The sequence below is a fragment of the Nocardia sp. NPDC059195 genome (genome assembly GCF_042754695.1).
Taxonomy (GTDB): Bacteria; Actinomycetota; Actinomycetes; order Mycobacteriales; family Mycobacteriaceae; genus Nocardia.
This window is the reverse complement of record NZ_JBHZBG010000033.1, coordinates 31567-52842: the sequence shown is the minus strand read 5'-3', so window position 1 is coordinate 52842 and position 21276 is coordinate 31567. Positions and strand designations below refer to the sequence as shown.

At 63.9% G+C, this 21276-nt stretch carries 20 protein-coding genes, 1 tRNA gene and 2 pseudogenes; 8 read left to right on the top strand and 15 right to left on the bottom strand.

What is annotated here, in order from left to right:
• Positions 1 to 604: 604 nt before the first annotated feature.
• The 10 genes and pseudogenes from ACFXKN_RS29200 to ACFXKN_RS29155 form a co-directional block, all read right to left on the bottom strand.
• Positions 605 to 1462: an LLM class flavin-dependent oxidoreductase gene (locus ACFXKN_RS29200; protein WP_378968819.1), complete on the bottom strand. Its 858-nt coding sequence runs from the start codon at positions 1460 to 1462 to the stop codon at positions 605 to 607.
• Positions 1463 to 1500: 38 nt separating this feature from the next.
• Positions 1501 to 2232 (bottom strand): annotated as a pseudogene (locus ACFXKN_RS29195) (SDR family NAD(P)-dependent oxidoreductase); the annotation flags it as partial.
• A gap of 32 nt (positions 2233 to 2264) precedes the next feature.
• Positions 2265 to 3153 (bottom strand): annotated as a pseudogene (locus ACFXKN_RS29190) (sulfurtransferase).
• The gene (locus tag ACFXKN_RS29185; RefSeq protein WP_378968816.1) at positions 3150 to 4322 is read right to left on the bottom strand and encodes an MFS transporter; all 1173 of its coding nucleotides are present in this window, start codon (positions 4320 to 4322) and stop codon (positions 3150 to 3152) included. Before ACFXKN_RS29185 ends, ACFXKN_RS29190 begins: the two are co-directional and overlap by 4 nt.
• Positions 4323 to 4373: 51 nt before the next feature.
• The gene (locus ACFXKN_RS29180) at positions 4374 to 4892 is read right to left on the bottom strand and encodes a cupin domain-containing protein (protein ID WP_378968811.1); all 519 of its coding nucleotides are present in this window, start codon (positions 4890 to 4892) and stop codon (positions 4374 to 4376) included.
• A gap of 1 nt (position 4893) precedes the next feature.
• On the bottom strand, positions 4894 to 6114 hold the full coding sequence (locus ACFXKN_RS29175; RefSeq protein WP_378968804.1) for a styrene monooxygenase/indole monooxygenase family protein: 1221 nt from the start codon (positions 6112 to 6114) through the stop codon (positions 4894 to 4896).
• Positions 6111 to 7253, bottom strand: coding sequence for an LLM class flavin-dependent oxidoreductase (locus ACFXKN_RS29170; RefSeq protein ID WP_378968797.1), 1143 nt, complete (start codon positions 7251 to 7253; stop codon positions 6111 to 6113). Before ACFXKN_RS29170 ends, ACFXKN_RS29175 begins: the two co-directional genes overlap by 4 nt.
• The gene (locus ACFXKN_RS29165; protein WP_378968790.1) at positions 7250 to 8263 is read right to left on the bottom strand and encodes a styrene monooxygenase/indole monooxygenase family protein; all 1014 of its coding nucleotides are present in this window, start codon (positions 8261 to 8263) and stop codon (positions 7250 to 7252) included. Before ACFXKN_RS29165 ends, ACFXKN_RS29170 begins: the two co-directional genes overlap by 4 nt.
• A 232-nt stretch (positions 8264 to 8495) precedes the next feature.
• Complete coding sequence (locus ACFXKN_RS29160) at positions 8496 to 9278, bottom strand: TauD/TfdA dioxygenase family protein (protein WP_378968783.1); 783 nt, start codon at positions 9276 to 9278, stop codon at positions 8496 to 8498.
• Positions 9275 to 10264, bottom strand: a complete 990-nt coding sequence (locus tag ACFXKN_RS29155) for an L-tyrosine/L-tryptophan isonitrile synthase family protein (RefSeq protein WP_379434212.1) — start codon at positions 10262 to 10264, stop codon at positions 9275 to 9277. The genes ACFXKN_RS29160 and ACFXKN_RS29155 overlap by 4 nt, the downstream gene beginning before the upstream one ends.
• 213 nt (positions 10265 to 10477) lie before the next feature.
• Between ACFXKN_RS29155 and ACFXKN_RS29150 the strand changes: the two genes are divergently transcribed.
• Together ACFXKN_RS29150 and ACFXKN_RS29145 are read left to right on the top strand one after the other, a co-directional pair.
• Positions 10478 to 11470: a LysR family transcriptional regulator gene (locus tag ACFXKN_RS29150; protein ID WP_378968765.1), complete on the top strand. Its 993-nt coding sequence runs from the start codon at positions 10478 to 10480 to the stop codon at positions 11468 to 11470.
• Positions 11471 to 11505: 35 nt separating this feature from the next.
• On the top strand, positions 11506 to 12540 hold the full coding sequence (locus ACFXKN_RS29145) for an HAD-IIA family hydrolase (protein WP_378968756.1): 1035 nt from the start codon (positions 11506 to 11508) through the stop codon (positions 12538 to 12540).
• Between the two features lie 255 nt (positions 12541 to 12795).
• Here the strand turns inward: ACFXKN_RS29145 and ACFXKN_RS29140 are convergent, their stop codons facing one another.
• The 3 genes from ACFXKN_RS29140 to ACFXKN_RS29130 all read right to left on the bottom strand — a co-directional run bounded on the left by ACFXKN_RS29140 (position 12796) and on the right by ACFXKN_RS29130 (position 15173).
• Entirely contained in the window at positions 12796 to 13053 is a 258-nt protein-coding gene (locus ACFXKN_RS29140) for a hypothetical protein (RefSeq protein ID WP_378968752.1), read from the bottom strand.
• Positions 13054 to 13957: 904 nt separating this feature from the next.
• A complete protein-coding gene (locus tag ACFXKN_RS29135; protein WP_378968747.1) occupies positions 13958 to 14428 on the bottom strand; it encodes an NUDIX hydrolase in 471 nt (156 codons plus the stop codon).
• 4 nt (positions 14429 to 14432) lie between these two features.
• The gene (locus ACFXKN_RS29130; protein ID WP_378968741.1) at positions 14433 to 15173 is read right to left on the bottom strand and encodes a helix-turn-helix domain-containing protein; all 741 of its coding nucleotides are present in this window, start codon (positions 15171 to 15173) and stop codon (positions 14433 to 14435) included.
• 177 nt (positions 15174 to 15350) lie between these two features.
• Between ACFXKN_RS29130 and ACFXKN_RS29125 the strand changes: the two genes are divergently transcribed.
• Together ACFXKN_RS29125 and ACFXKN_RS29120 are read left to right on the top strand one after the other, a co-directional pair.
• Entirely contained in the window at positions 15351 to 15599 is a 249-nt protein-coding gene (locus ACFXKN_RS29125; RefSeq protein ID WP_378968734.1) for a hypothetical protein, read from the top strand.
• On the top strand, positions 15596 to 15985 hold the full coding sequence (locus ACFXKN_RS29120; protein ID WP_378968730.1) for a hypothetical protein: 390 nt from the start codon (positions 15596 to 15598) through the stop codon (positions 15983 to 15985). The genes ACFXKN_RS29125 and ACFXKN_RS29120 overlap by 4 nt, the downstream gene beginning before the upstream one ends.
• Before the next feature lie 580 nt (positions 15986 to 16565).
• Here ACFXKN_RS29120 and ACFXKN_RS29115 read toward each other — a convergent pair.
• Positions 16566 to 16639, bottom strand: a tRNA-Pro gene (locus ACFXKN_RS29115).
• Between the two features lie 457 nt (positions 16640 to 17096).
• Here ACFXKN_RS29115 and ACFXKN_RS29110 point away from each other — a divergent pair.
• Together ACFXKN_RS29110 and ACFXKN_RS29105 are read left to right on the top strand one after the other, a co-directional pair.
• Positions 17097 to 17678, top strand: a complete 582-nt coding sequence (locus ACFXKN_RS29110; RefSeq protein WP_379434211.1) for a DinB family protein — start codon at positions 17097 to 17099, stop codon at positions 17676 to 17678.
• A gap of 21 nt (positions 17679 to 17699) precedes the next feature.
• Positions 17700 to 18752 (top strand): fused (3R)-hydroxyacyl-ACP dehydratase subunits HadA/HadB, encoded by a 1053-nt coding sequence (locus ACFXKN_RS29105; RefSeq protein ID WP_379434210.1) that lies wholly within the window; start codon positions 17700 to 17702, stop codon positions 18750 to 18752.
• Between the two features lie 15 nt (positions 18753 to 18767).
• Here the strand turns inward: ACFXKN_RS29105 and ACFXKN_RS29100 are convergent, their stop codons facing one another.
• Complete coding sequence (locus ACFXKN_RS29100; RefSeq protein WP_379434209.1) at positions 18768 to 19901, bottom strand: LuxR C-terminal-related transcriptional regulator; 1134 nt, start codon at positions 19899 to 19901, stop codon at positions 18768 to 18770.
• Between the two features lie 87 nt (positions 19902 to 19988).
• On the opposite strand from ACFXKN_RS29100, the gene ACFXKN_RS29095 reads away from it, so the two are divergent.
• Positions 19989 to 20459 (top strand): grhN, encoded by a 471-nt coding sequence (locus tag ACFXKN_RS29095; protein WP_379434208.1) that lies wholly within the window; start codon positions 19989 to 19991, stop codon positions 20457 to 20459.
• 10 nt (positions 20460 to 20469) lie between these two features.
• A complete protein-coding gene (locus tag ACFXKN_RS29090; RefSeq protein WP_379434207.1) occupies positions 20470 to 21273 on the top strand; it encodes an MBL fold metallo-hydrolase in 804 nt (267 codons plus the stop codon).
• The last annotated feature ends 3 nt before the right edge of the window (positions 21274 to 21276 follow it).

Below are 21276 nucleotides of genomic sequence, written 5' to 3'. Positions count from 1 at the left end.
TTTCCGCAGGTTCCCGAAGATGCCCGACGCATCCCGAAGACGTGGGTGTGCTTATCGGCGCTCAGGCTGCCTATCCCCCGCCGTGTGTATTCGATCCGCTGACCCCTTTTCCCGGTCCGGCCCTTCCAGCCGCGCAACGACGCCCCGAGCTCGCTGGTAACGAGTTCAGGGCGTTCGTGACTGGGTAATCGGCCGCGCACAGGCTTGATGCAAACTAATGGTTGGCGTTTCACAGTGTAGACGTGACGGGCAGGTTTAGGAATCGGACGATCCGGGGGCATACCCCCGCCGCGGCACCGTCGGCACTATGGTGGAAAGCAACCATTCGATGGATCGGCGGGCGCTGCGCGAGGCTGGCAGGACCTCGACAAACGATAGGTCCGGGCCGAGCAGTGGCGAATGCAGTCGTCGCCGGTATGCCACGTCGTCACCACCGGCTACCGCCGATCGACCGGACTCTCTGTGCCGCCGAGCGGAACCCTTTTTTTGGGGGGTGCGAGGCCGACAGGTCCCAGGGGCGCTGAGAGCGCCTGCGGGGGAAGACACTCCCCCGCAGGTGCGGAGATGCCGAAATTCCTAGTGCTGTGAACTATGGTGGTCGGCGTCAGCCACGAGTTCGGCGGTCGGGCAGCACCTCCCGCGCGATGCGTTCGAACTCGTCGAGTTGTGAACGGACCGGCCAGTCCAGGACGAAATCTGTCATCCCTACCGCACCGAAACGGTCGAAGATCTCCTCGTAAGTGTGTCGACCCCAGCGCGGATCCCACGGCCCGAAAATCGTGTATGACCGGCGGATCATCGCCGGATCGCGGTCGGCTGCTTCGGCGAGGTGGTCGATTCTGTGGGTCTGCTCCGCCGTAGCCTGCAGGGTCTGGATATCGGAGGCGCCGGGCGGACCATGGGTGTTCCACACGTCCGCGGTCGCTGCTGCCACCCGGAGCACCGTGGGTGACTGACCTCCCACGATGAGCGGCAACCGGGGTGACTGCCACGAACCAGGAGCTGTGGGGACCTCTTTTACCCAGAGCTCGTCTCCGGTGTAGCTGAACGTCTCCTCGCGCGCGTACAGCAGGCCGTCGACGATCGCCACATAGTCGGTGAACCGGCGCATCCGCTGCCTGGGCGGCCAAGGATGTTCGCCCACGCTGTGGTGGTCCCACGCGAACAGCCCAGCGCCGACCCCTAGTTCGAAGCGACCGTGGGAGGCGTGGTCGATCGTGATGGCTTGTTGGGCCAGTTGTGACGGTGGGCGCAGGATCTGGTTCGCGACAAGCATCCCGAGGCGGATTCGCCGGGTGCTCACCGCTGCGGCGGCCAGCACCGCCCAGCTGTCGAACCACCGTCCCCGTCGATCCCGTAGATCGCCGCTGTGGTCGGGCAGGAAGACCTGATCGAATCCCAACTCTTCGAGCCAGCGGATCCGTTCGAGCAGAACTGGAAAAATCTCGTCCGGATACAGCATTACTCCGAACCGGGACTCGTGCTGGAACGGGCCGACTGTCACTGGGCAGTCCAGCCGCCGTCCATCACCAGCACCGAGCCAGTGAAGAATCCCGCTTCCTCTGTCGCGAGGTAGGCGACCGAGGAGGCCGCTTCGTCAGCAGTGGCGATACGGCCCAGTGGATGTAGTGAACGGAACATCGCCGCAGTGTCCTCGTCCGCTCCGACCGAGGACCGGTACATCGGCGTATCCACCGACGCGAACGCCACCGCGTTGATCCGGATGTTCTGCGTGGCATATTCGAGAGCCGCGGCCTTCGTCAGCCCGATCACGCCGTGTTTGCCCGCGACGTATGCGCTGATACCTGCGCCGAATCCCACGACGCCCAACTGTGAGGCGTTATTGATGATGACGCCGCCGCCGCGCCGCTGCATGGCGATGATCTCGTGGCGCATCGACAGGAAGGTGCTGGTCAGCACGGTGTTGACGTCGGCAGTCCATGTGCTGGGGTTCTGCTCGGCGACAAATCCCATCGTGCCGAGTGCCCCCGCGTTGTTGAACGCGATATCCAGCCCGCCGAACTGGTCTACCGCAGTGGCGACAGCATTTTCCAGATCGCTGTCCACTGTGACGTCGGTAGCGATGCTGGCAGCCTTACCGCCGAGTTCGGCGATTTCGGCACAAACCCTGTCCAGCTGGTCGATTCGCCGGGCCGCCAGCACGACACTGGCTCCGCGCGCGGCGAGGATCTTCGCCGCGGCTTCACCGATACCTGAGTTGGCTCCGGTCACCAGAGCGACCTTGCCGTGGAGATTGCCTACGGTCATTGGCTTCCTTTCTGTATAGGGCGCTCGACCGGAACACCGAGCAACGATCCGTACTCGGCCCACGATCCGTCGTAGTTCTTGATGTCGTCGTGGCCGAGCAATTCCCGGAGTACGAACCAGGTGTGGGCTGAGCGAGCACCGACCCAGCAGTAGGTGATCACGCCGGCCTCGACGTCGAGCCCGGCGAACTGCGCCGCCAGTTCGTCGTCGGATTTGAAGGTGTCGTCGGGATTCACGACCATGTCCCATGGCAGATTGATTGCTCCCGGAATATGTCCCGACCGTTGGGCGACCTCGTGCGGGCTGTTGCCTGGGGGCGAAGGCAGGTCCGGCGAAGGCGGGCGCGAACAGCAGGCCGCTGTACTCGTCCGGTGTTCGGACGTCGACGATGCTCGTCGCACCGATCGCGGCGAGGACGTCGTCGCGTCCGGCACGCACCGACGAGTCCGGCGTCGGCACCTGATAGACCGCTGGGTGAGGTGCGAACGTGTCCGTGGCCAGCGGGCGCTTCTCCAACTCCCACTTGCGGCGACCGCCGTCGAGGAGCTTCACCGACCGGTGTCGGTAGTGGGTGAAGTACCAATAGACCAGTGCCGCCAGCAGATTGGAGGCCACGGAATAGATGACAACGGTGTCGTCGTTGCTGATCCCTTTCGCGGACAGCAAGTCAGCGAATTTGTGCGGCCCGATCAGGCCCAGCGTCAGATCATCCTGAAACTCTGACCAACCGATCCATACCGCCCCCGGCACGTGGCCGTGCAGATAGTCAGCCTGCTCGTTGCCAGTTTCGATGAACACCAGACCGGGTGTGCCGAGATTGTCCTCGGCCCAGGTGCCACTCACCAGCACGGTTGCGCGCCCACTGACCTTCGATGATCCGCTCATGCCACAGCCACTTTCGAGTCGTCGACGTCGGTGGCCAGGCGATCGCGGTACCACGCCACTCCGCTCAGGGCGATTCCGGCGACGGTGACGGCCGCTGCGACCAGATACACCGATCGAAGACCGCTGCTGTCGATGACCCGCCCGCCGAGCCAGCCCGCGAAGGCGGCCGCGAGCTGGTAGGCCGACGCGTTCACCGCCATGGCCAGTGTCGGCGCCGCCGCCGCGGTGCTCAGCACCCGTGACTGCATTCCGGGGATCACCGAGAAGCCCAGTGCGCCGAGGGCGAACACCATCACCGCGATGAGCACAACGTTGGTGCTGACCAGCCACATGAGCGCGAGCGCTGCGGTCAACAGGGTCAGCAACCCGATCTGCGAAGGCATCAGGGCACGGTCCGACAGGCGGCCGCCGATGAGATTGCCCACGGTCGCGCCGACACCGTAGACCAGCAGCCAGCCGGCGACCGAACCACTGGTGAAGCCGCTGACATCGGTCAGCAGCGGCGAGAAGTAGGTGAACACCATCAGCACTCCGGCATTGGCGATCGCGGTGATCGCGATCGCCAATTGCACATCACGACTGCGGAATACCCGCATCTCGGCCATCGCGGACCCGCCTGCGTTCGCCACCGCGGGGACCAGCCGGATCACCAGCAGCGACCCGAGCGCGCAGACCGCGGCGACCGCGGCGAAGGTGGCACGCCATCCGTACTGGGAGCCGATGAACGTGCCCAGTGGCGCGCCCAGGATCATCGCCATGTTCATGCCGAAGACCAGCTTCGACACCGTCGAGGCCTGCTTTCCTTCCGGTGCTGTCGACACCGCGGTGACGATCGCGTTGGCGAAGAAGGTCGATGTCACCAGCGCGGTGAGGATCCGGGCTGCGAACAGGGCCTCGTACGCGGGTGCGAGCGCCGATGCGATATTGCCCACGACGGCGACCACCAGCAGCGTCACCATCAGGGGCTTGCGGGGAAACCGCGTGGTGAGCGCGGTCAGTGTCGGCCCACCGATGATCATTCCGATGGCGTAGGCCGTGACAAGGAGTCCCGCGGCCGGGATGGACACGTCCAGATCGGAGGCGACATCGGGCAGGATCCCCGCGATGACGAACTCACCGGTGGTGATGCCGAAGACGCACAATACAAGTGATGCGAGACTCAACCGCATGGTTCTCTTCTCTGTCCGAGTAGGAATTGGTTGATGGGCAAGGGCCCGGCGCTAGGGCGTCGGCGCAGGACCGGCGTAGCTATACCCGTAGGTGGTACCGAGCGAAATGATGTGGTCGAGATCGGGGCCGATTTCCTCGGTCGGCATCCGGGTCGCCTGCGCCGGAGGCATCTCGGCTGCGAGGAACAGGTCGAACTGGGGTTTGTTGCCCAAGTCCGGCGTCGAGTGAATGGTGAGGAACCTGACCTCGTTCGAGATCGCGACGAATCCGTGGGCGACCATCCGTGGGATGACCATCGTCGTCCCTGCCTCGGCGAGCTGCTCCTGGCCGTCACAGACCATGCGCAGCGCACCGTCGAGCACCATGAACACCTCGTCCTCGATGTGGTGGTAGTGCAGCGGGGTGTTGTATCCGCGCTGACCGATGTGCTCCACCACTGTGAAGGAGTCCCGGGTCGCCTTACCCGGGACGCGGATATGTGCGAGTCCGTCGAGCAGGGTGACTGCGGTCTGGTCGGCTTCCGGAATCAGAATCCCTTTGTCGTCGATCTCGATGTCCAAGTTGGTCATGTCACTCCTCGATGTATTCGGCGAGGAACGACTCGGTTCCCCGGGGCCCGGCCAAGCTCTGCCACATCGCGACCGGGTCGTTGAAGTTGTTGATGAACGCTTCGGCGATCCGTTTGTCCTCGGCAGCCCTCGCGAACAGTGCGGTGGTGTGCGCCGGCGCAGGCCCGAGAAACGCGGCACTCCAGTCGACAACGTTGCGGGCATGCGTCCACAGCTGCTCTGAGGCGGCCCGGCAGAACGTCTCGTCGTATCCGCCTGCCTGCGCCACAAGCAGGTCGGCGAGTGCGAACGCTGTGTGTGAACCGAGATTCGCACCCTGCGCCGTCAATGGGTCATTGGTAATCCACGCGTCGCCGATCGCGATGGCGCACTTGCCGTTCGGCAAGGTTGCCCAGCCGTGGCGGACCATCGGTGTCACACTGCCCTGCGCCAGCTCGCCGGGTCCGATGAGCGTGAAATCCTGGCCATCGACACGTTCTCGCAGTCCGGGCGCGAATTCGCCGAGCAGTGCGAGGACGTCGCGGTAGAACCTCACGGGTTCGACGGCGGGATCGACCCGGGAGATCGGTTCGAGCGGTCCGCCGGGAACAGCTTCGAACGCGAGCACATCAGCGCGGCCCTGTGGTGTCAGGAACGGGATACGGAAGATCTCCCCGATACCGGGGATCAGGCACAGGTCCAGCGATTGTGGTGTGTCCTCGCTGATTCCGCGGTACAAGCCGCTGCAGAGGATCCGCTGGGGAGCATCGAACACCGAGCGCGATGCGTCACGCGGGAACAACTCTCGCATCGAGCGATCGCCGTTGGCCACCACGACCAGGTCGTGCTGCTCGGCCACTTCGGTGATCGGTCGTTCTCCGACGATGACTTTTCCGCCCCGCTCGGCGAACCTGGCGCACAGGTGCGGCAGGTAGAGCCGAAAGTCCACGACGCTCGACGGGGGCAGCAGCTCCCCGTGGAATGCCAGTGTGTGATCACCTGCGCCGACGGTGACATCCCAGCGGCATACCTGGGCGTCGGCGGTGTCCCAGTCGAAGACTCCGAGCTGGCGTTCTCGTTGCTGGGTGGGGCCGAATCGGGCGGGGAAGTTGCGAGGTCGCCCGGTGGCGAGCTGGTCGAGTTCCTGAGCGGAGTAGACCACGACCTCGATCCCGAGTTGCTGTAGCCGCAGGGCGAGCTGCAGCCCGGAAATTCCCGTGCCGACAATGCCGATGGTGGTCATACGGTGATCTCTCCGATCTGTACGGGAGCACGCAGTTCGCGAGTCAGCCATGCCACCGACTCGAGGGTGAACGCTGCTGCCTCCGGCGAAGCCATGGCCGACACCGGGATCAGCATCGGGTGTTGCAGACCCGCCTCGACCAGCTCGCCTATTCGGTCGAGCACGGTCTGTCTGCTCCCGACGAGTACCTGATCTGCCACGACCCCGTCCGGGATCACGGACATTGCCTGCTGGACGTCCTCGCGCGTCAGCATGTGCGGCAACAGATCCTTGAGCCCCTGGTAGCCAGTGCCGAAGGGGTGCTCGGCACCGTGCGCGGCCCACGCGTCGGCTCCGGCGTGCAGAGCGAGAAACCGGATGGCGGTAGAGTCCAACAGCGCATGGGCTGCTTCATCGGTTTCGGCGACCACGATAGGCACCCCGCCGGAGGCGACGATCGTCGCCGGATCCCGGCCTGCGGTCTCGGCTGCCTGCCGGACGACCCGCAATCGGCGCGTGTACTCGTCTGGCACCATGAGTTCCGCCGGCAGCCACCCATCCGCGTATCTGCCGGTCAGGGCGAGCATCCGGTGACGACTGCCGCCGACCCAGAGCCGTGGCTCGCAACCTGCCGGAGCCCGCAGACCCATCAATGCTTGATCCAGGGTGAAGTGTTTGCCTCGGAAATCGTGCGGGCCGGGTCCTCCGAGCAGCATTCGCAGGATCTGCAGCGCCTCCTCCACCCGGTCGACTCGGCGATCGTGCGGTAGTCCGTAGGGTTGGAGGTTCTCCAACGCGCCTGCTCCGATGCCGAGCACCGGCGGGCGCTCGGTGAACTGCGCCAGCGTCAATGCCGTCTGCGCCAGAACCGCGGGGTGGCGTCGATTCGCGTCGGTGACACCGATTACAAGCTGGACCGGCCCCGCTTGTGGTGCGAAGTTGCCCAGCACTGTGGCGAAGTCGAGGCATTGGTCCGGGCTCGGCGCCTGCGACGCCAGGTAGGTGAAGTCGATATCCCATGCCTGGCTGGGGAAGGCGTTGATCAAGTGGTCGAAGACCAGGAAGGCATCCAGCCCGTGCGTGCGAGCCAGGTCGAGCAAGCCACGCCCGCCGTCGACGGATCCGACGGCGTCCCACACCAATCCGACGTTCACTGTCACTGCTTGCTCCTCGTCGACTGAGCCGCTTCGATGAATGCCGCGGTGTGCTCGGGCATGCTGATGCTGTGCCACATCGCTGGTGGATCATCCATATTCGCGATGAACGCGTCGGCGATGCGCTGGTCACCGGACGCGGCGGTGAGAAGTGAGAGGACCTGTGGCGCCGGAGCACCGAGAAACATGTTGGTCCAGTCGACGACCGGTTGCGCCGTCGCCCACAACTTTTCGGACAGCGCCATACAGAAGTTCGCGTCGAAGGCACCGCGGTGCGATGCCAGTGCTTGCGCGACCTGAAAGGCCTGCGCCGAACCGAGATTGGCTCCCTGAGCGGTGAGCGGGTCGTTCACGATCCACGCGTCGCCGATCGCCAGGGCATGCCGGCCTTCGCCCATTTCGGCCCACCCGCGCCGGACCGTGGGCACCAACGCGCCCTGCATGACATCGATCGGCCTGGTCAGACCGAACTCGGTGTAATCGACGCGCTCGCGTAGTGAGGGCGCATAGGTAGTGATGAGGTCGAGTACCCGCTTTGCGAACAGTTCGGGATCGTCGCGATGCTCAGGCCCAGTCACGGGCTGGAATACCCCACCAGGTACCGCCTCGATCAGCACAGCTGTTACTCGCCCGTCGAAGGAATGGAAGGTCGGCGCGTGGATCTCCCCGACCCCCGGGACCATGTTCATGCTCATGCCAGGCGGTTCCGGCGGCGCAATGCCCTGGAACAGTCCGCCCGCAAGAACTCTGGGCGCCACCCGGAACGGCGAACGCGCCGGATCACGGGGAAACACCTGCTGCAGCTCACCGCGCCCCGCCGCGACGATCAGCAGGTCGTGGTTCGCGGCGAGGTCGGCGAGATCGCGGCCGTCGGCCGGTCGGCTCTGCACCACGGTCCCGCCGCGCCCGATCACCGATTCGAGCAGCCCGGCCAGATACATCCGGAAGTCGACGGAGCTGGCCGGTCGCGGCAACGCGCCCCGAAGGGCAAGTGATTGTTTACCGTCGATTCGCATGTGCATCCACGCGTTGTCGAATTCGCTCGACGACCAATCAGTGATGCCGAGCGAATTTTCCCGTTCCCTGGTGGATCCGAAACGGGTGACGAAATTCAGCGGCGGGCCGCTTCGGATCTCGTCCGGATTCTGGCGTGTATAAAGGGTCGCTTCGATTCCGAGTTGTTGCAGCCTGAGTATGAGATGCAGACCGGATATGCCTGCCCCGACAATTCCGATAGACCTACCCATATCAGATCACTTCGACACGTTGCAGGTGCCGATTCGTCGGCCCACTGAACGCGTTTCGTCCGTGCACGAGCGAGAAGTTGTCGGCGATGAGGATATCGCCTTTCTGCCAGGCATGGTCGTAGCAGTATTCGCGGCGGTGCAAGCGCTCGGACAGCCCCTTCACGAATAGCTCCTGCGCATCATTCTCGACACCGTCCACGGTGACCGAGACTGGGTTCTTATAGACGTTCGGATCCAGCGGTTCAGCGAAACGAAGCACCGGAAGGCCGGTCGCCGGATGCTGCGAGACAAGTTGCTCGGTGACCTCGCCCCCGTAATGTGCCAGCTTTTCTGTCGAGTAGGTCAGGCTGATCTTCGACCACACGTTTCGAGTCGCATCGTCGACATCTCGATACACGGCAGTGGTGTCGCAGAATACGGTTTCACCACCGGCATCTGGAGTCGCATCTAGACACTGGAAGAAAAACCATCGTGGATCCGATTCTACGAAGGCGCCGTCCCAATGGAACGGCACATCGCCGCTTGCGAAGAGATAGTTCTTCGGGTCGTCCTGAACGACGAGGTCGACGACTTCGCCGACCTCCCATTCGAGCACATCGCCCCAACGTCGGCAGTAGTCGGCGAATTCCTGTGTTTCCAGCAACGAGAAGCCGCGTAGCACCAGCACACGCGACTCCACGGCCCATCGGGCCAAGGTCTCGACCGGAATATCGGAGATCTGCGCGTCACCGTATGCCTCGACCACGCGACCGAATGGTCGCAGAGGGTTATGTGAGACCTTCATGCCGAAAGTTCCTCCTTAGGATCCGCAGCGATCTGTGGTGCGACGAAATGACTCGGGCGGTTGTGCCGCGAGACCATGGTCGCCCCGAGTTCTTCTGCTTTCCAACGCTTTACGAGTCGGCGGTGGACGCCGTCGTCGAGCACGACACCGTGCCACGGGGTGAGCCAACTGTCGCTTGTTCCCACCAGATGCAGCCCGAACTTCTCCGAATGCGGCGGCTGCGGGTGAATCGACAACCGGAGCGCATCGGGGAAATGTTCCGATACCACGCGACTCCATGCATTACTACGCCGAATGGTCTGATAGGCACTTGCCTTCGATTTATTGCGAATCTTCGTTTTCGAGAAATCGCCCTCGCACGCACTCATCGCATCCTCGAACATGAAGCGATGAATACCATCGAAGAGCGCGCGCGTAGCAGCGTCGGTGCGAATGCTTTCCTTCAATTCTTCGAGCGAGTCGGAGTAGTCACACTCGAGCACGTCGCGCAGCTTCGGGTAGTCCCGGCTACCAAAAGCATCGTCTAATCCGAAAATGTCCAGCGACATCCACCCCGCGGTGGCGACAAGCTTCTCGATTTCATCGCGATATTCGGTCACAAGAATGTCGGATACACCGACCACGTCGCCGAATACATGACCGTCCGAACAAATAGTGATACGTGCTCCCGGCGAATAGAAGTGGCCGACGTAGTCACACAGCGACTGCAAGAATCCGAGTGCTATATTCTCCCCCAGATCCGGAGTCGACCCCAGCACCTTACTACGATTCGGCGACTTCGCTGGAAACGCTGGTATCACAAAATGAATGGGCTCGTTGCGACGGACGAAAGAATCAATCTTCGATTTACGATTCTCGTAGGCTTCACCGATTCGATCCGTCGTTGTGGGAACCCCCTCGCCAGACTGATGGACACGTTGATATCGGTGTAAAAATTCCAGAACTTTGCGCGAAATGTCGGTCTCCACAGACATGGCAGCAGCCACTCTCCAAACTCAAAATCCCCCCCCAGTACGCCGGGAGATACCTGTGATTCTCGGTCCCCGTTGACCCGATTCGAACCGCTTACCGCACAGCCTGCGTTCGATCCGGCGGTCGGTCGGCATCTCATGATGTCCGACCTTCCGTATCAACAGCCTGCCAGGCGGGCACACCGACCAGCAATGGCGCAACGATTAGAATCGGTGTAATTTGATAATGTGTCGATTATTGATCAATCCGAGCTCCGTCTGGCCAGCATCGACGATCCGACCGCTCATCAGCTGCGACTGCTGCTGACCCTCGCCGAGGAACTTCACTTCGGTCGCGCCGCGCGTCGGCTGTATCTGACCCAACCCGCCCTCAGCCAGCAGATCCGCTCCCTCGAGGAGCGCCTCGGCGTCGCACTGTTCCATCGTTCCAGCCGCCGGGTCGAACTGACCGCCGCGGGGCGCGCTGTGTTGCCCACAGCCCGCAGCGTGGTGGATGCCGCCGATGAGCTGCGCAATATCGCACGTCGCATGACCTCTGGCTCCGAACGTCTTCGGCTCGGGGTGTGCGAGAGTTTCACCGCGCTGGATTCGACCCGCAGCATCATCGCGGCGCTGACTGAACTGCACCCCGATCTCGGTCCGGACGTTCGAGTGCTGGATCGATTCAGCGATCAACTCCTGGCCTTGCAATCGGGTGAGATCGACGCGGCCTTCGCTCATTTTCCGGTGCCCAACGACCTGCACTGCGAACCACTCGCTGTCGAACCACGTCTGGCGTGCATCGCGAGCTCCGATCCGCTGACCGTGCGTTCGTCGCTGGAGCTGACCGATCTCGCCGAGCATCGGGTGATCAGCCTGGTATCACCGACGTTCCGAGCAGGCCACGACTTCTGGTCGGTGAATCCGCGCCCGGACGGCTCCCAGGTCCGCTATGCCGCACACCCGGGCTCGAGCTTCGAGTCGGTGCTGTCCACCGTCTCGCTCGGCGGCACAGTCGCCTTCGTTCCAGCAGTCGCCGCCGATCTCTACCCCCGACCCGACCTGTGCTACCTCGACGTCGAAGACCTCACCGAATGCACCTTCGGCATCGCCTGGCACCCGGGCAATCCGGTGCCGGCGAAGTTGGCCATCCTGAAAGAGGTCGTCAACGGTTATCGGCAGGGTCGCTCCACCCGAGCGGATGCAACCAAGCAAGCGAAGGCAGCTGCGGACACCACGTAATGTGTTGAGGTACAAGGCTTTTGATTGGGGGATCCATGCCGCAAGAGCAGCAGCCAGCCTGGACGAGACTGCCGTTGGCGCAGCGCTTCGCGAGCGCGCTGATCGATCTCGACGGAGTTGTCTATCACGGCACAACGCCCGTGGCCGGCGCCGTGGATGCGTTGACCTCAGCGCGCTCGGCCGGGCTCCGAACGTTGTTCCTGACCAACAACGCCTCCCGCACCCCGCACGAGGTCGCCGCACTGGTCACCGAACTCGGCCTGCCCACCACTGAGCGCGACGTCGTGACGTCCGCCCACGCCGCAGCAGCGTTGGCCGCCCGGCGGATTCCCGGGGCACGAGCACTGATGGTAGGCGGCGTAGCCATGAAGACTGCGCTGTGGGAACACGGCCTGACACCGGTCCACAAGGCCGACGACGACCCCGATCTCGTCGTCCAGGGCTTCGCACCCGATGTCGATTGGCGCCAATTGGCCGAAGCGGCGTACGCGGTCGGGCGTGGCGTTCCGTGGATCGTCACCAACAGCGATATCGCGGTTCCCCGTGAAGGCGGAATCGCGCCCGGCAACGGCGCATTGGCCGAAGCGGTCCGGTTGGCCACCGGCGCAACTCCTGAATTTGCAGGCAAGCCCTACGAGCCGATCTACCAGGAAGCCTTGTCACGCACCAGCGGCCCCCACCTGGTAATCGGTGACTCCCTGGATACCGATATCGCCGGCGGCAATCGAATGGGGCTGCCCAGCCTGCTCGTCCTGACGGGAATCACGACACTACGTGACCTGCTGATCGCCCCGCCCCCTCATCGCCCCACCTACCTCGGGCTCGACCTGCAGGAGCTATTTCACACCAGAGAATCTGTGACCCACGACGGGTATCGATGGATCTGCGCCGGGTGGACGGTATCCGCATCCAATCATGACCTGACTCTGCGACCACCAAGCAGCACCATGCCGACCCGAACGCAGCTACTGGACGCTGCTCGCACACTCTGCCATGCCGCCTGGGCCCGACCGGACCTCGAGACGAGCAAGGCGCTGGCCACTTGGCAGGACTGGTCCCGCCTCCACTGAACTCGGGCCCGAGGCCAATACGGAATCGGTACCGCCCGAACAAGTCAGCTGAATGGCCACGGGAAAGGCGGATGTCCCGAGGATTGGCCAGTGAGAAGCGATGTCAACAACTGCCACAACAGGTCGAACGCAACGGAGCCCATCGGTAACCCCTCGTATCGTCACGGGTTCGATCACCTAACACCGCGTCTGGCGGCCGATCAACGATAGCCAGCCCATCCGTCCACAGGCGGCTGAAACACCTCGTAATCGAGGTCAGCCGGCCAGCGCTCGCCGGCAGCATGTTCGGCGCGACCAGGACTGCGACCGTGCGCTGCTCCGCGGCAGCGGGGTCCGCGTGGCAGCGTCGATGTCAGTGGAGGGTTGGCCGTAGGTCAGGACCCGGCGGGCTTCGTGCCCGCTGCCGGTGTCGGTCGCGGCGAACACCACGCGTTGTCCGGCGTGCAGCGTCTTGTAGCCGGGCGCCGCGATGGCGGTGTAGTCGCAGAACACCGCGGGCCCACCCCGGTCCAAGTCAGGAATCCGAACCCTTCTTGGCGTCGAACCAATCGACCCGGCCGGGCCGCCAGGATTCAGAACCGGTGGGCGGTGTGCCGGTGCGGGTCGAAATCGATGTGCGGGTCAGTAGGCGAGGCATGAGATGCCGTCGTCCGCACAGGGCACGCTCCATGCTTGGTCGATGCGGTCGGACATGTCAGCGGTGTCGATGCTGTGTTCACAGGCATCGGCGAGTACCGCAGTGACGTCGAGGCCCACCTCGCGGTCGGCGTCGAAAACGAAGGCCTCCTGGTCTGCACGGTCGGCCTGCGAGGCGGTCGGTAAAACGGGTCATCGGGTCCTCCTCGAAATCGCTGTCAGACGGAGCCGGTGGCCGAACCCCGCCAGGGTTCGGCCACCGGACGCGAGGGAAATCGGATTGAGCTCAATGGAAGAGTGCTGCGGGATCGATCGATACCCCTCACCTCACTTTCGATACCGGATCGTCGAAACAGTGGGCGGCCCACTACTTGAGCGGCGGAAGACTGCGCTGCAGACTATCGGTGACTCAGTATCACCGACCCGTAGATTCCCGCCTGGATGAGCATCTGCCGGGAATAGGAAGGGCTCAGCTGCGAGTCCAAGGCTTTCCCCCGGCCAGTCGCAAGCCGCCAAGGATGCGAACCGTAAACTGGTATGCTCGTCTGACCGCCAATAGGGAGTACTTATCGGTGGTTAGAAATCGGCCACTGGACACAGCGATAGACCACGTTGAGAATGTGTCGAACGGGCGCGCGTCACGTCCGAGGGCCGGACGAACTGTCGCGCACCGGCCATTTACGCTCTGGCAAGGTCGGGCTCCTGACACGCGCAGGCTTCTACTGTCGTGAGCAATGCGCCCGGTTACCTGGCGCACTGACGCGTGGCTGTCGCCGAATCGTCAGCCGAGATAGGGCGCGCTTCGCCCCTCGAGGTAGTGGGTCAGTCTGAGTCGCTGCGTGTGGTGGATGTCGAGGCTGTCCAGTTCGGAGGGGGCTACGAACCGCAACTCTGTGGACTCATCGGAGATGGCGAGGTCACCCCCTATGACACGAGCCAGGAAGCACACGTTGAACTGGCGCCGAACCTCGCCATCGCTATACGCGATCACGTGCCGCGGATCGGTGTAAGTACCGACGAGCCCGGTGATTTCGATGTCGAGTCCGGTCTCTTCCTTGACCTCCCGCACCGCGCAGCCGGGGAGACTGTCGGTCATCTCCATACCGCCGCCAGGCAGTGCCCATAGGCCGCTGTCGGTGCGCCGCTGGAGCAAGATTCGGCCGATGTCGTCGCACACCACGGCGGACGCCGCAACCACAAGGCTATTCGGCTCCGGTGCGGTTGGGTCGTCATAGAACTCGGTACGCGCCATCGGCTCAGCCTTTCACCGGTCGGCCGGTTTGCCAGACCGCGTTGAAACTGTCGGTGTATGTGTCGAACAGACCACCGTCGACGGTACGGCGCAGATGCCATACTGGCGCACCGTATGCGTTCACGCCCCACACGTGGGCATTGACATACATTTCGTCGTCGGCGCGAAAGATGCTGTTGTAGAGCGTCGTTGCGTGGGTCCGCAGCTCGATGCCCGGCGTTGCTGCCAATTCACGGTAGTGCATCAAGGCCAGGCGGCAGCGCGATTCGATGCCGTGACCGAATCTCTCTTCCATGCCTCGTTGTTGGACGTTGGCGCTGTCGGCGTCGCCCACGGCTATTCGTATCGCGCAGCCCTCTTCGGCGCGTTCGGTCAATAGATCGTTGAGCCGCGGGTATGCCTCGTGGAGGAAGACCGCCGCGTAGACCAGGATGTCGATGTGGTCTCGCGCCGGCGCGAGCAGGTTGACGAACATCGACGCCGAGACATCTGCTCGCTGGTCGTAGAGGGCAACGAGTTCGGGGCTGACGGCACGCGCCGTGCGCGCCTGCTGCAGGGCAGGCCACAGGGCATGGACATCCTCGCCTAAACACTCGGCAGCCTGGATTGCGGTGCGCCGCCGCGGAACTCGACCGAGGTTCACCCAGCGTTCAACCGATTTCGGATCCACATTCGTGGCCTCGGCCAGTCTCGCGTGTGTCCATCCTCGCGCGGCTATTGCGGCGCGCAACCGCTCGTTCGACATAGGGACGTTGTACACCCATCGGGACGTCCTCAAGTGGGAAACGTAGGAGGTTCCGTCGTCCCGGCGATCAGCGGACGCTGAGTTCAGCCGCGCCGCCGGGTGACCCTATATCCCCCGGCGGCGGAGGCACACCAACCCTTGAGAGAGAGGGCCGCCATGTGGGGGCAGACAACGACCGTGCCGAAACAGCCGACGGTGTGGGACATCATCGCTCGCCTGGCGCAAGAGGCCGAACAGCAAGGCAGACCGTCGCCGGTGCTCGATCACGCCGCACCAGCCGGGCAGCTGACGGACGATCAGGCGCACACGGTGATGCAGAATCATCGGACGTGCGAGCGGTGGCAATGCGCGCGGAAGGCCTCGGCGTGGGACGTGCTTGTCGCGGCGGGTCGTATCGTCCCGCGACCGGCGAACGGGTCGATGTGACCGACGAGCGCACAGTACGGGAGTTGGCGGCGCTGGACGCGGATGTTGTCGCGGCCTTGGCGGCGGCCGAACTCGTCGACATGGTTGGGCCGATCGTCCTCGCAAACGGCATGTGGGCGAACCGATATCACGGATGGTGGCGGGTGACCTCGGACCGCGAGGGTAACGAACCGATAGGCCGACGCCTGGCCACAACTCTCGACGAGTGCCGCCGGTGGGCCATCACAGTCGGACCGCACCCCGTGGGCAACGAGATGCTCGCGACCTTCCGGAAAGGGTTCTGGTGGCTGACCCAAGACCGCGAAGGTGTTGACCTTGCGGGACGCCGTGCAGGGTTCTCACTGGAGGAGTGTCGCCGCTGGGCGGAGGACCTCACACCGGAGTGAAACGGTGGCTGTCGCGTGAGCTCCTCCGCCAGACTGGCGTGTTGGACCGCGGACTGGGATGTTTCTTCATCTACCCAACGATTATCACTGTGGCGACGACGGACTCCGCATCGTCCGCTCCTGGATGGCCTGCCCGGAAATACGCCGCTGGCGATTGCATCGAACTGCCTGATTCGCTGCAGGGGGCAGCGATCGTTTCTGCCGAGCCTGGCTTAGGCCCGAGAGAGTGCAATGGACCATGGGAGGCGTGATTCGCTCGTCGCACGCACTGCTGATCCTCGAAGAGGTCCGCGCCGTGGTGGCGCAACTCCCCCTCGATCCAGTGGTCCGTTCCATCATCCGGAGGGAAAGCGAGCCGCCGAAGGCTCGGCGCGCGGTCGGTCCTTGGATAGAGCCGCGACAGCCACACCTAACCGACCGCATCGACCGTCTCTCCGCGACCCGATTGAGCGGCACCACGAGACACTGGACAGGCGTTCGGATTCAAAAACGTGGGGTTTCTGTGGGAATTGGCCAAAAAACGTCAAATCTCCGAAAAAGCGAAACCCCCTCCGACCGAGGTCAGAGGGGGTTTTCACTGTCGGGCTGACAGGATTTGAACCTGCGACCACCTGACCCCCAGTCAGGTGCGCTACCAAGCTGCGCCACAGCCCGTTCTTGCCCCCGTCGCCGGGTGCTCGAAAAGATTACCTCACCTGTTGGCGAAGGTACTAATCGGCTGGTAGATGCACCTTTTTGCCGATCCGAAGGAGCCTCGCCCGGGATGCGGTGGGGTCGGTGAGGGTGCTGAGTTCGTCGGGGTCCCACTTGGTTCCGTGACGTTGCGCGGCTTCGAAGCGCGGGGAGTCCAGGGTGGATCAGCCTGTGCCATACTGGCTCCAGGCGACATCGAGTCTTCGGTGATCGACCAGTTTGATGCGGTGTAGATCGACCCGCGTCACGTCCCTCAGCGCGCATTCCGCGACGAGCACATCAGGTTCTCCCCTCCCCTGGTTCACCCCCGTACCTGGACGCGTGGTGCCCGACCCGAGATCAGTTGCTGAAGCGGCCCCCTGCCGATTGTCCAGCCTCGCCGATGACTTCGATCAGCAAGAGAATGGAGTGAAAGTCTATGGTTACCAACCCGATTACCACCGGTGCTGAGCGAGCGATCATCGAGAACACGCTCGATCGCAACCGCGAAGCACTCATCGCGACCGCGCGCGGCCTGTCCGATGTCGATGCCCGCCGACGACTCGTCGCGTCGCTGACGACACCGATCTCGTTGATCAAACATGCCGCCGCGGCGGAACGGATCTGGTTCCAGCGGTTCTGGGCCGGACTCGACGAATCCGAATGCGACGGATACTCGAACCGGGACGAGGGCACATTTGTCGTCGCGGACCACGAGTCGCTGGCCGAGGTGATCGCCGAATTCGAGCGTGCGAGTGGGCGAGCTCGGGTGATCGCCGCCCGTTTCGACCTCGACGAGACCAAGGACAATCCCCGCGAAGGGACGGTCAGCATGCGATGGACGCTGCTCGCCATGATCGAGGAGTTCGCGCGCCACGCAGGCCACGGCGACATCCTCCGCGAACAGATCGAGCAGCCCTCACCTCGACAATCGCGGACGGGAAACGATGGTTCGACGGCTGGCCGGCCGCCCGTATCCTTGCGACACTCCAGGAACAGCAAATATCGCCCGAATAGTTGATCATTAGCTAGCTTGCGGGATGTGCGCCCGACTCCAGACGACTCCAGGTTGCTCGATTCATCCGGCGATTCAGACACATCCTCGTCGCTGGTCGGGCAGTCCTATCGAACCAGCGACTGCTATGTCGTCGGGCGCGAGAAGATCCGCGAGTTCGCCCGTGCGGTTCAGGATGGTCACCCTGTGCACCAGACCGAGGAGGCGGCCGCCGACTACGGTTACGCCGGCCTCGTGGCGCCCTTGACGTTCATCTCGATACCAGCCTTTCTGGCGCAGATCGGGATGTTCGATCGAGTCGTCCAGGGCTATGACCTCAGCCAGATCATGCAGACCGACCAGTGCCTCACTGTCCACCGGCCGATCCTGGCGGGCGACGCTTTGCGCTTCGAGGTCGAATTCGAGTCGTTCCGAAAAGCGTTCGGAGGCGACCTCTTCGGATTCAAGTGTTCGGTCACCGACCAGAACGGCGACGAAGTCATCACCGTACGCACGTCCTTCGTCGGCAGGCCGGAGGTGAACATCGCCGCGACGACCATCTGCGACGGACTGCTGATGCAGAACTTCCGCCATGGCACCTCGATTCCACGACAACGCCACACGCCCGAGCAACCCGCTCGGCCACGTCGGGCCACAGCCGCAGACCTGGGCCGGAATATGTTGCCGTTCAGCGCGATAGCGGTCGGCGACGAACTTCCGCCGAGAAGCGTGACCGTGCGGCTCGGCGACCTGGTCAATTACGCAGGCGTGGCCGGCGACCCGAACCCCATTCACTGGAACAACGAAGCGGCGGCATCGGTAGGCCTGGAATCGCCGGTCGCACAGGGCATGCTGATGATCGGCATAGGCGCCGGATATGTCACCTCATGGGCCGGCGATCCCGGCGTGGTGACCGAATACGCGGTACGGCTGACCAGCCCGGTCTACGTCCCCACCGGCGGAGCCACGGTCGAGTACACCGGCAAAGTGAAGGCTGTCGATCCGGACCGCAAAACGGCGACGGTCGCGATCACCGCCAAACAGGACGACAGGAAGATCTTCGGACGGGCCGTTGCCGTGATCCAGTGCGCGGATCGATAGCCGCACCGCCGTCGGTCAGTACGTCGGCCAGGGTCCACCCCGGACCGGCTTGGTGGCGGTGACGCGGTGCTCGTTATCCCGGAAGCGGGGTTCGTAGTGGGTGAAGAACACCTTGGCGACCAGGTCGCGGCGGCTGTGGACGCCGGTTTTGTCGAAGATGCTCTTCAGATGCTGCTGCACGGTGTGTGCCGAGACGGTCATGTCGTGGGCGATCTGCGAGGTCGAGGCGCCCTGTAGCACCAACCGGGTGACGTCGCGCTCGCGCTCGGTGAGCCCGTAGGCCGACATCAGCAGCGGGTAGATGCGGCTGGGGTGGGCGGGTTCGATGATCACCGCGACCCTTGTGTGGGCCGTCGAGGTCAGGCGGGCGCCGTGCAACACCACCCAGGTTCCCGATTTGGACAGCGCTCGTGACACCAGCACCTCGTCGGGCCGATCGTCAGCCGCGTTGCGAAACGCGCGAGCGGCGAGGGCGACCACGGCGCTGGGCAGCTTCTCGCGATCCCAGTCGCCGTCCGGCAGGTCGGATATCCAGCGCTGCACACCGGCGCTGGCCGATTCGATCTCGCATGCCGAGTTGAGCACCAGCAGACCGGGCGAGTCCGCGTATTCGGGTTCGCCTGCCTGCCCGATCAGCAGGGCCCGGCGTACGCCGTCGGCCAGGGTCGGCGCGACGGTCGCCACGAATTCCTTCTCGGTGGAGTCGAACATCGCGGCACCGGGTTCGCGATAGAGCGCTAGCGCTCCCCACACCTCACCGGAGCGGGTGCGCAGGCGCGCGATCAGTTCCTGGTCCCCACCCATCGTCATATTGCGTTGCCAGCGTTCACTTTTCGAGGGGTCACCGCCAAGGGCTTCGTGCAAGGTCGACAGTCCGGTCACCGACCGGACGACATTGACGATGCCGTGGCGGTCCTCGCCGTACTCCGCGGCCAGCCACTGCGGCGGAAACTCGGCGAGACCGAGGTGGAAGTGGCTCGTCATCAGCAGCGACGCCGGGTCGAGGGTGTACCAGCACGGCGTCCAGTAGTGCGGGACGACGGTGGCCAGCACCTCCGTCGTCTCCTGCCACAGCGACACCAGATCGTGCGGCTCCCGGCACAGCCGTCCGATCTTGTCGGCGGCGCGTTGCATCGAATCCGTGCTCACCAGATCAACGGTAGGCCGCAGTCGGACCAGGGGAAATACCAGGTTTGTGGGATGCCGCGGTGGCGGGGAGATTCCTAGCCTGGATATATGACGAATACCGGAACCGCGAAGGTGCGCCTCAGTCCGCCGCCGCCGGAATTGATGCGACTGATCAATCCTGTCGTGCGGCGCGTGCTGGCGACCCGATCGCTCGGCAGCCGCATCCGGCGGCAGGGAATGGTCGAATTCACCGGCCGCCGCACGGGCCGCAACCTGCGGATCCCGGTTTGTCTGCACCGCGTCGGTGACGAGACGCTGATCTTCACCGAGCGACCGTGGCGCCACAATCTGGCCGGCGGGGCACCGGTCACCGTCACCCATCGCGGGCATATCCGCCACGGCCGCGCCGTGCTCGTCGATGCCACGCCGTCGCAAGTCGGCGCCGCGATCCGAGCAGCGATGGATGACGGTGCCCGCCCGTTCGAGCTCGGCCTGAAGATCACGCGCGGATACGACCCGACCGCCGACGATCTCGCTGCCATCGCGCGCTCGATCATCCGAGTCGATTTCGAGGACTGAGGAAAACGCCATGCGTATCAATCGAATCCAGCACGACATCACCGTTCTCGCCGACGAACTGGAGGTTCCGGGTATCGGCCATCTACCGGTCAATGCCTACGTTCTGCACGCGACGGAACCCGTCGTCATCGACACCGGGCTCAGCCTTCCCGACCGTGGATTCATGGCCGCGCTGAGTTCGGTGGTGGATCCTGTCGACGTGGAATGGATCTGGCTCACCCATCCTGATCGCGACCACACCGGATCGCTGTTCGACCTGCTCGACGCCGCACCTAACGCCCGGCTGGTCACGACATTCCTCGGCGTCGGCATCATGTCGTGCGCTCGACCGGTCCCGATGGATCGCGTGTATCTGCTGAATCCGGGACAGTCCCTCGACGTCGGCGACCGACGTCTCACCGCGTTTCGCCCACCCCTGTTCGACAACCCGAGCACCGTCGGGTTCTACGACGAAAGCAGCGAATCATGTTTCACCTCGGACTGTTTCGGTGCCCCGATGCCGAGCGCCGAACTCGCGACCGCCGACGACGTGGGTTACGCGCCGCCGACCGAGATTCGTGCGGCGCAACACCTCTGGGCGGCGGTGGACAGCCCGTGGGTGCACGTCGTGGACGAGAGTAGATACCTTGCCACCGTGTCGGAATTGCGTGCGTTCGATCCGCGACGGATCCTCAGTACACACCTTCCGCCCGCCCGAGGACGGACGTCGGAATATCTGGACATGCTTGCCGAGGCGCCGCATGCCGCGCCGTTCGTCGGTCCCGATCAGGCTGCGCTGGAGCAGATGCTGGCGAGCTTCGAACCCCAGCCGTGAGCA

Coding starts and splice junctions, on each gene's coding strand:
- ACFXKN_RS29090 (WP_379434207.1), top strand. CDS start 20,470: ATGCGTATCAATCGAATCCAGCACGACATCACCGTTCTCGCCGACGAA.
- ACFXKN_RS29200 (WP_378968819.1), bottom strand. CDS start 1,462: ATGCTGTATCCGGACGAGATTTTTCCAGTTCTGCTCGAACGGATCCGC.
- ACFXKN_RS29130 (WP_378968741.1), bottom strand. CDS start 15,173: ATGTCGAACGAGCGGTTGCGCGCCGCAATAGCCGCGCGAGGATGGACA.
- ACFXKN_RS29185 (WP_378968816.1), bottom strand. CDS start 4,322: ATGCGGTTGAGTCTCGCATCACTTGTATTGTGCGTCTTCGGCATCACC.
- ACFXKN_RS29165 (WP_378968790.1), bottom strand. CDS start 8,263: ATGCGAATCGACGGTAAACAATCACTTGCCCTTCGGGGCGCGTTGCCG.
- ACFXKN_RS29145 (WP_378968756.1), top strand. CDS start 11,506: ATGCCGCAAGAGCAGCAGCCAGCCTGGACGAGACTGCCGTTGGCGCAG.
- ACFXKN_RS29110 (WP_379434211.1), top strand. CDS start 17,097: ATGGTTACCAACCCGATTACCACCGGTGCTGAGCGAGCGATCATCGAG.
- ACFXKN_RS29180 (WP_378968811.1), bottom strand. CDS start 4,892: ATGACCAACTTGGACATCGAGATCGACGACAAAGGGATTCTGATTCCG.
- ACFXKN_RS29135 (WP_378968747.1), bottom strand. CDS start 14,428: ATGGCGCGTACCGAGTTCTATGACGACCCAACCGCACCGGAGCCGAAT.
- ACFXKN_RS29160 (WP_378968783.1), bottom strand. CDS start 9,278: ATGAAGGTCTCACATAACCCTCTGCGACCATTCGGTCGCGTGGTCGAG.
- ACFXKN_RS29175 (WP_378968804.1), bottom strand. CDS start 6,114: ATGACCACCATCGGCATTGTCGGCACGGGAATTTCCGGGCTGCAGCTC.
- ACFXKN_RS29095 (WP_379434208.1), top strand. CDS start 19,989: ATGACGAATACCGGAACCGCGAAGGTGCGCCTCAGTCCGCCGCCGCCG.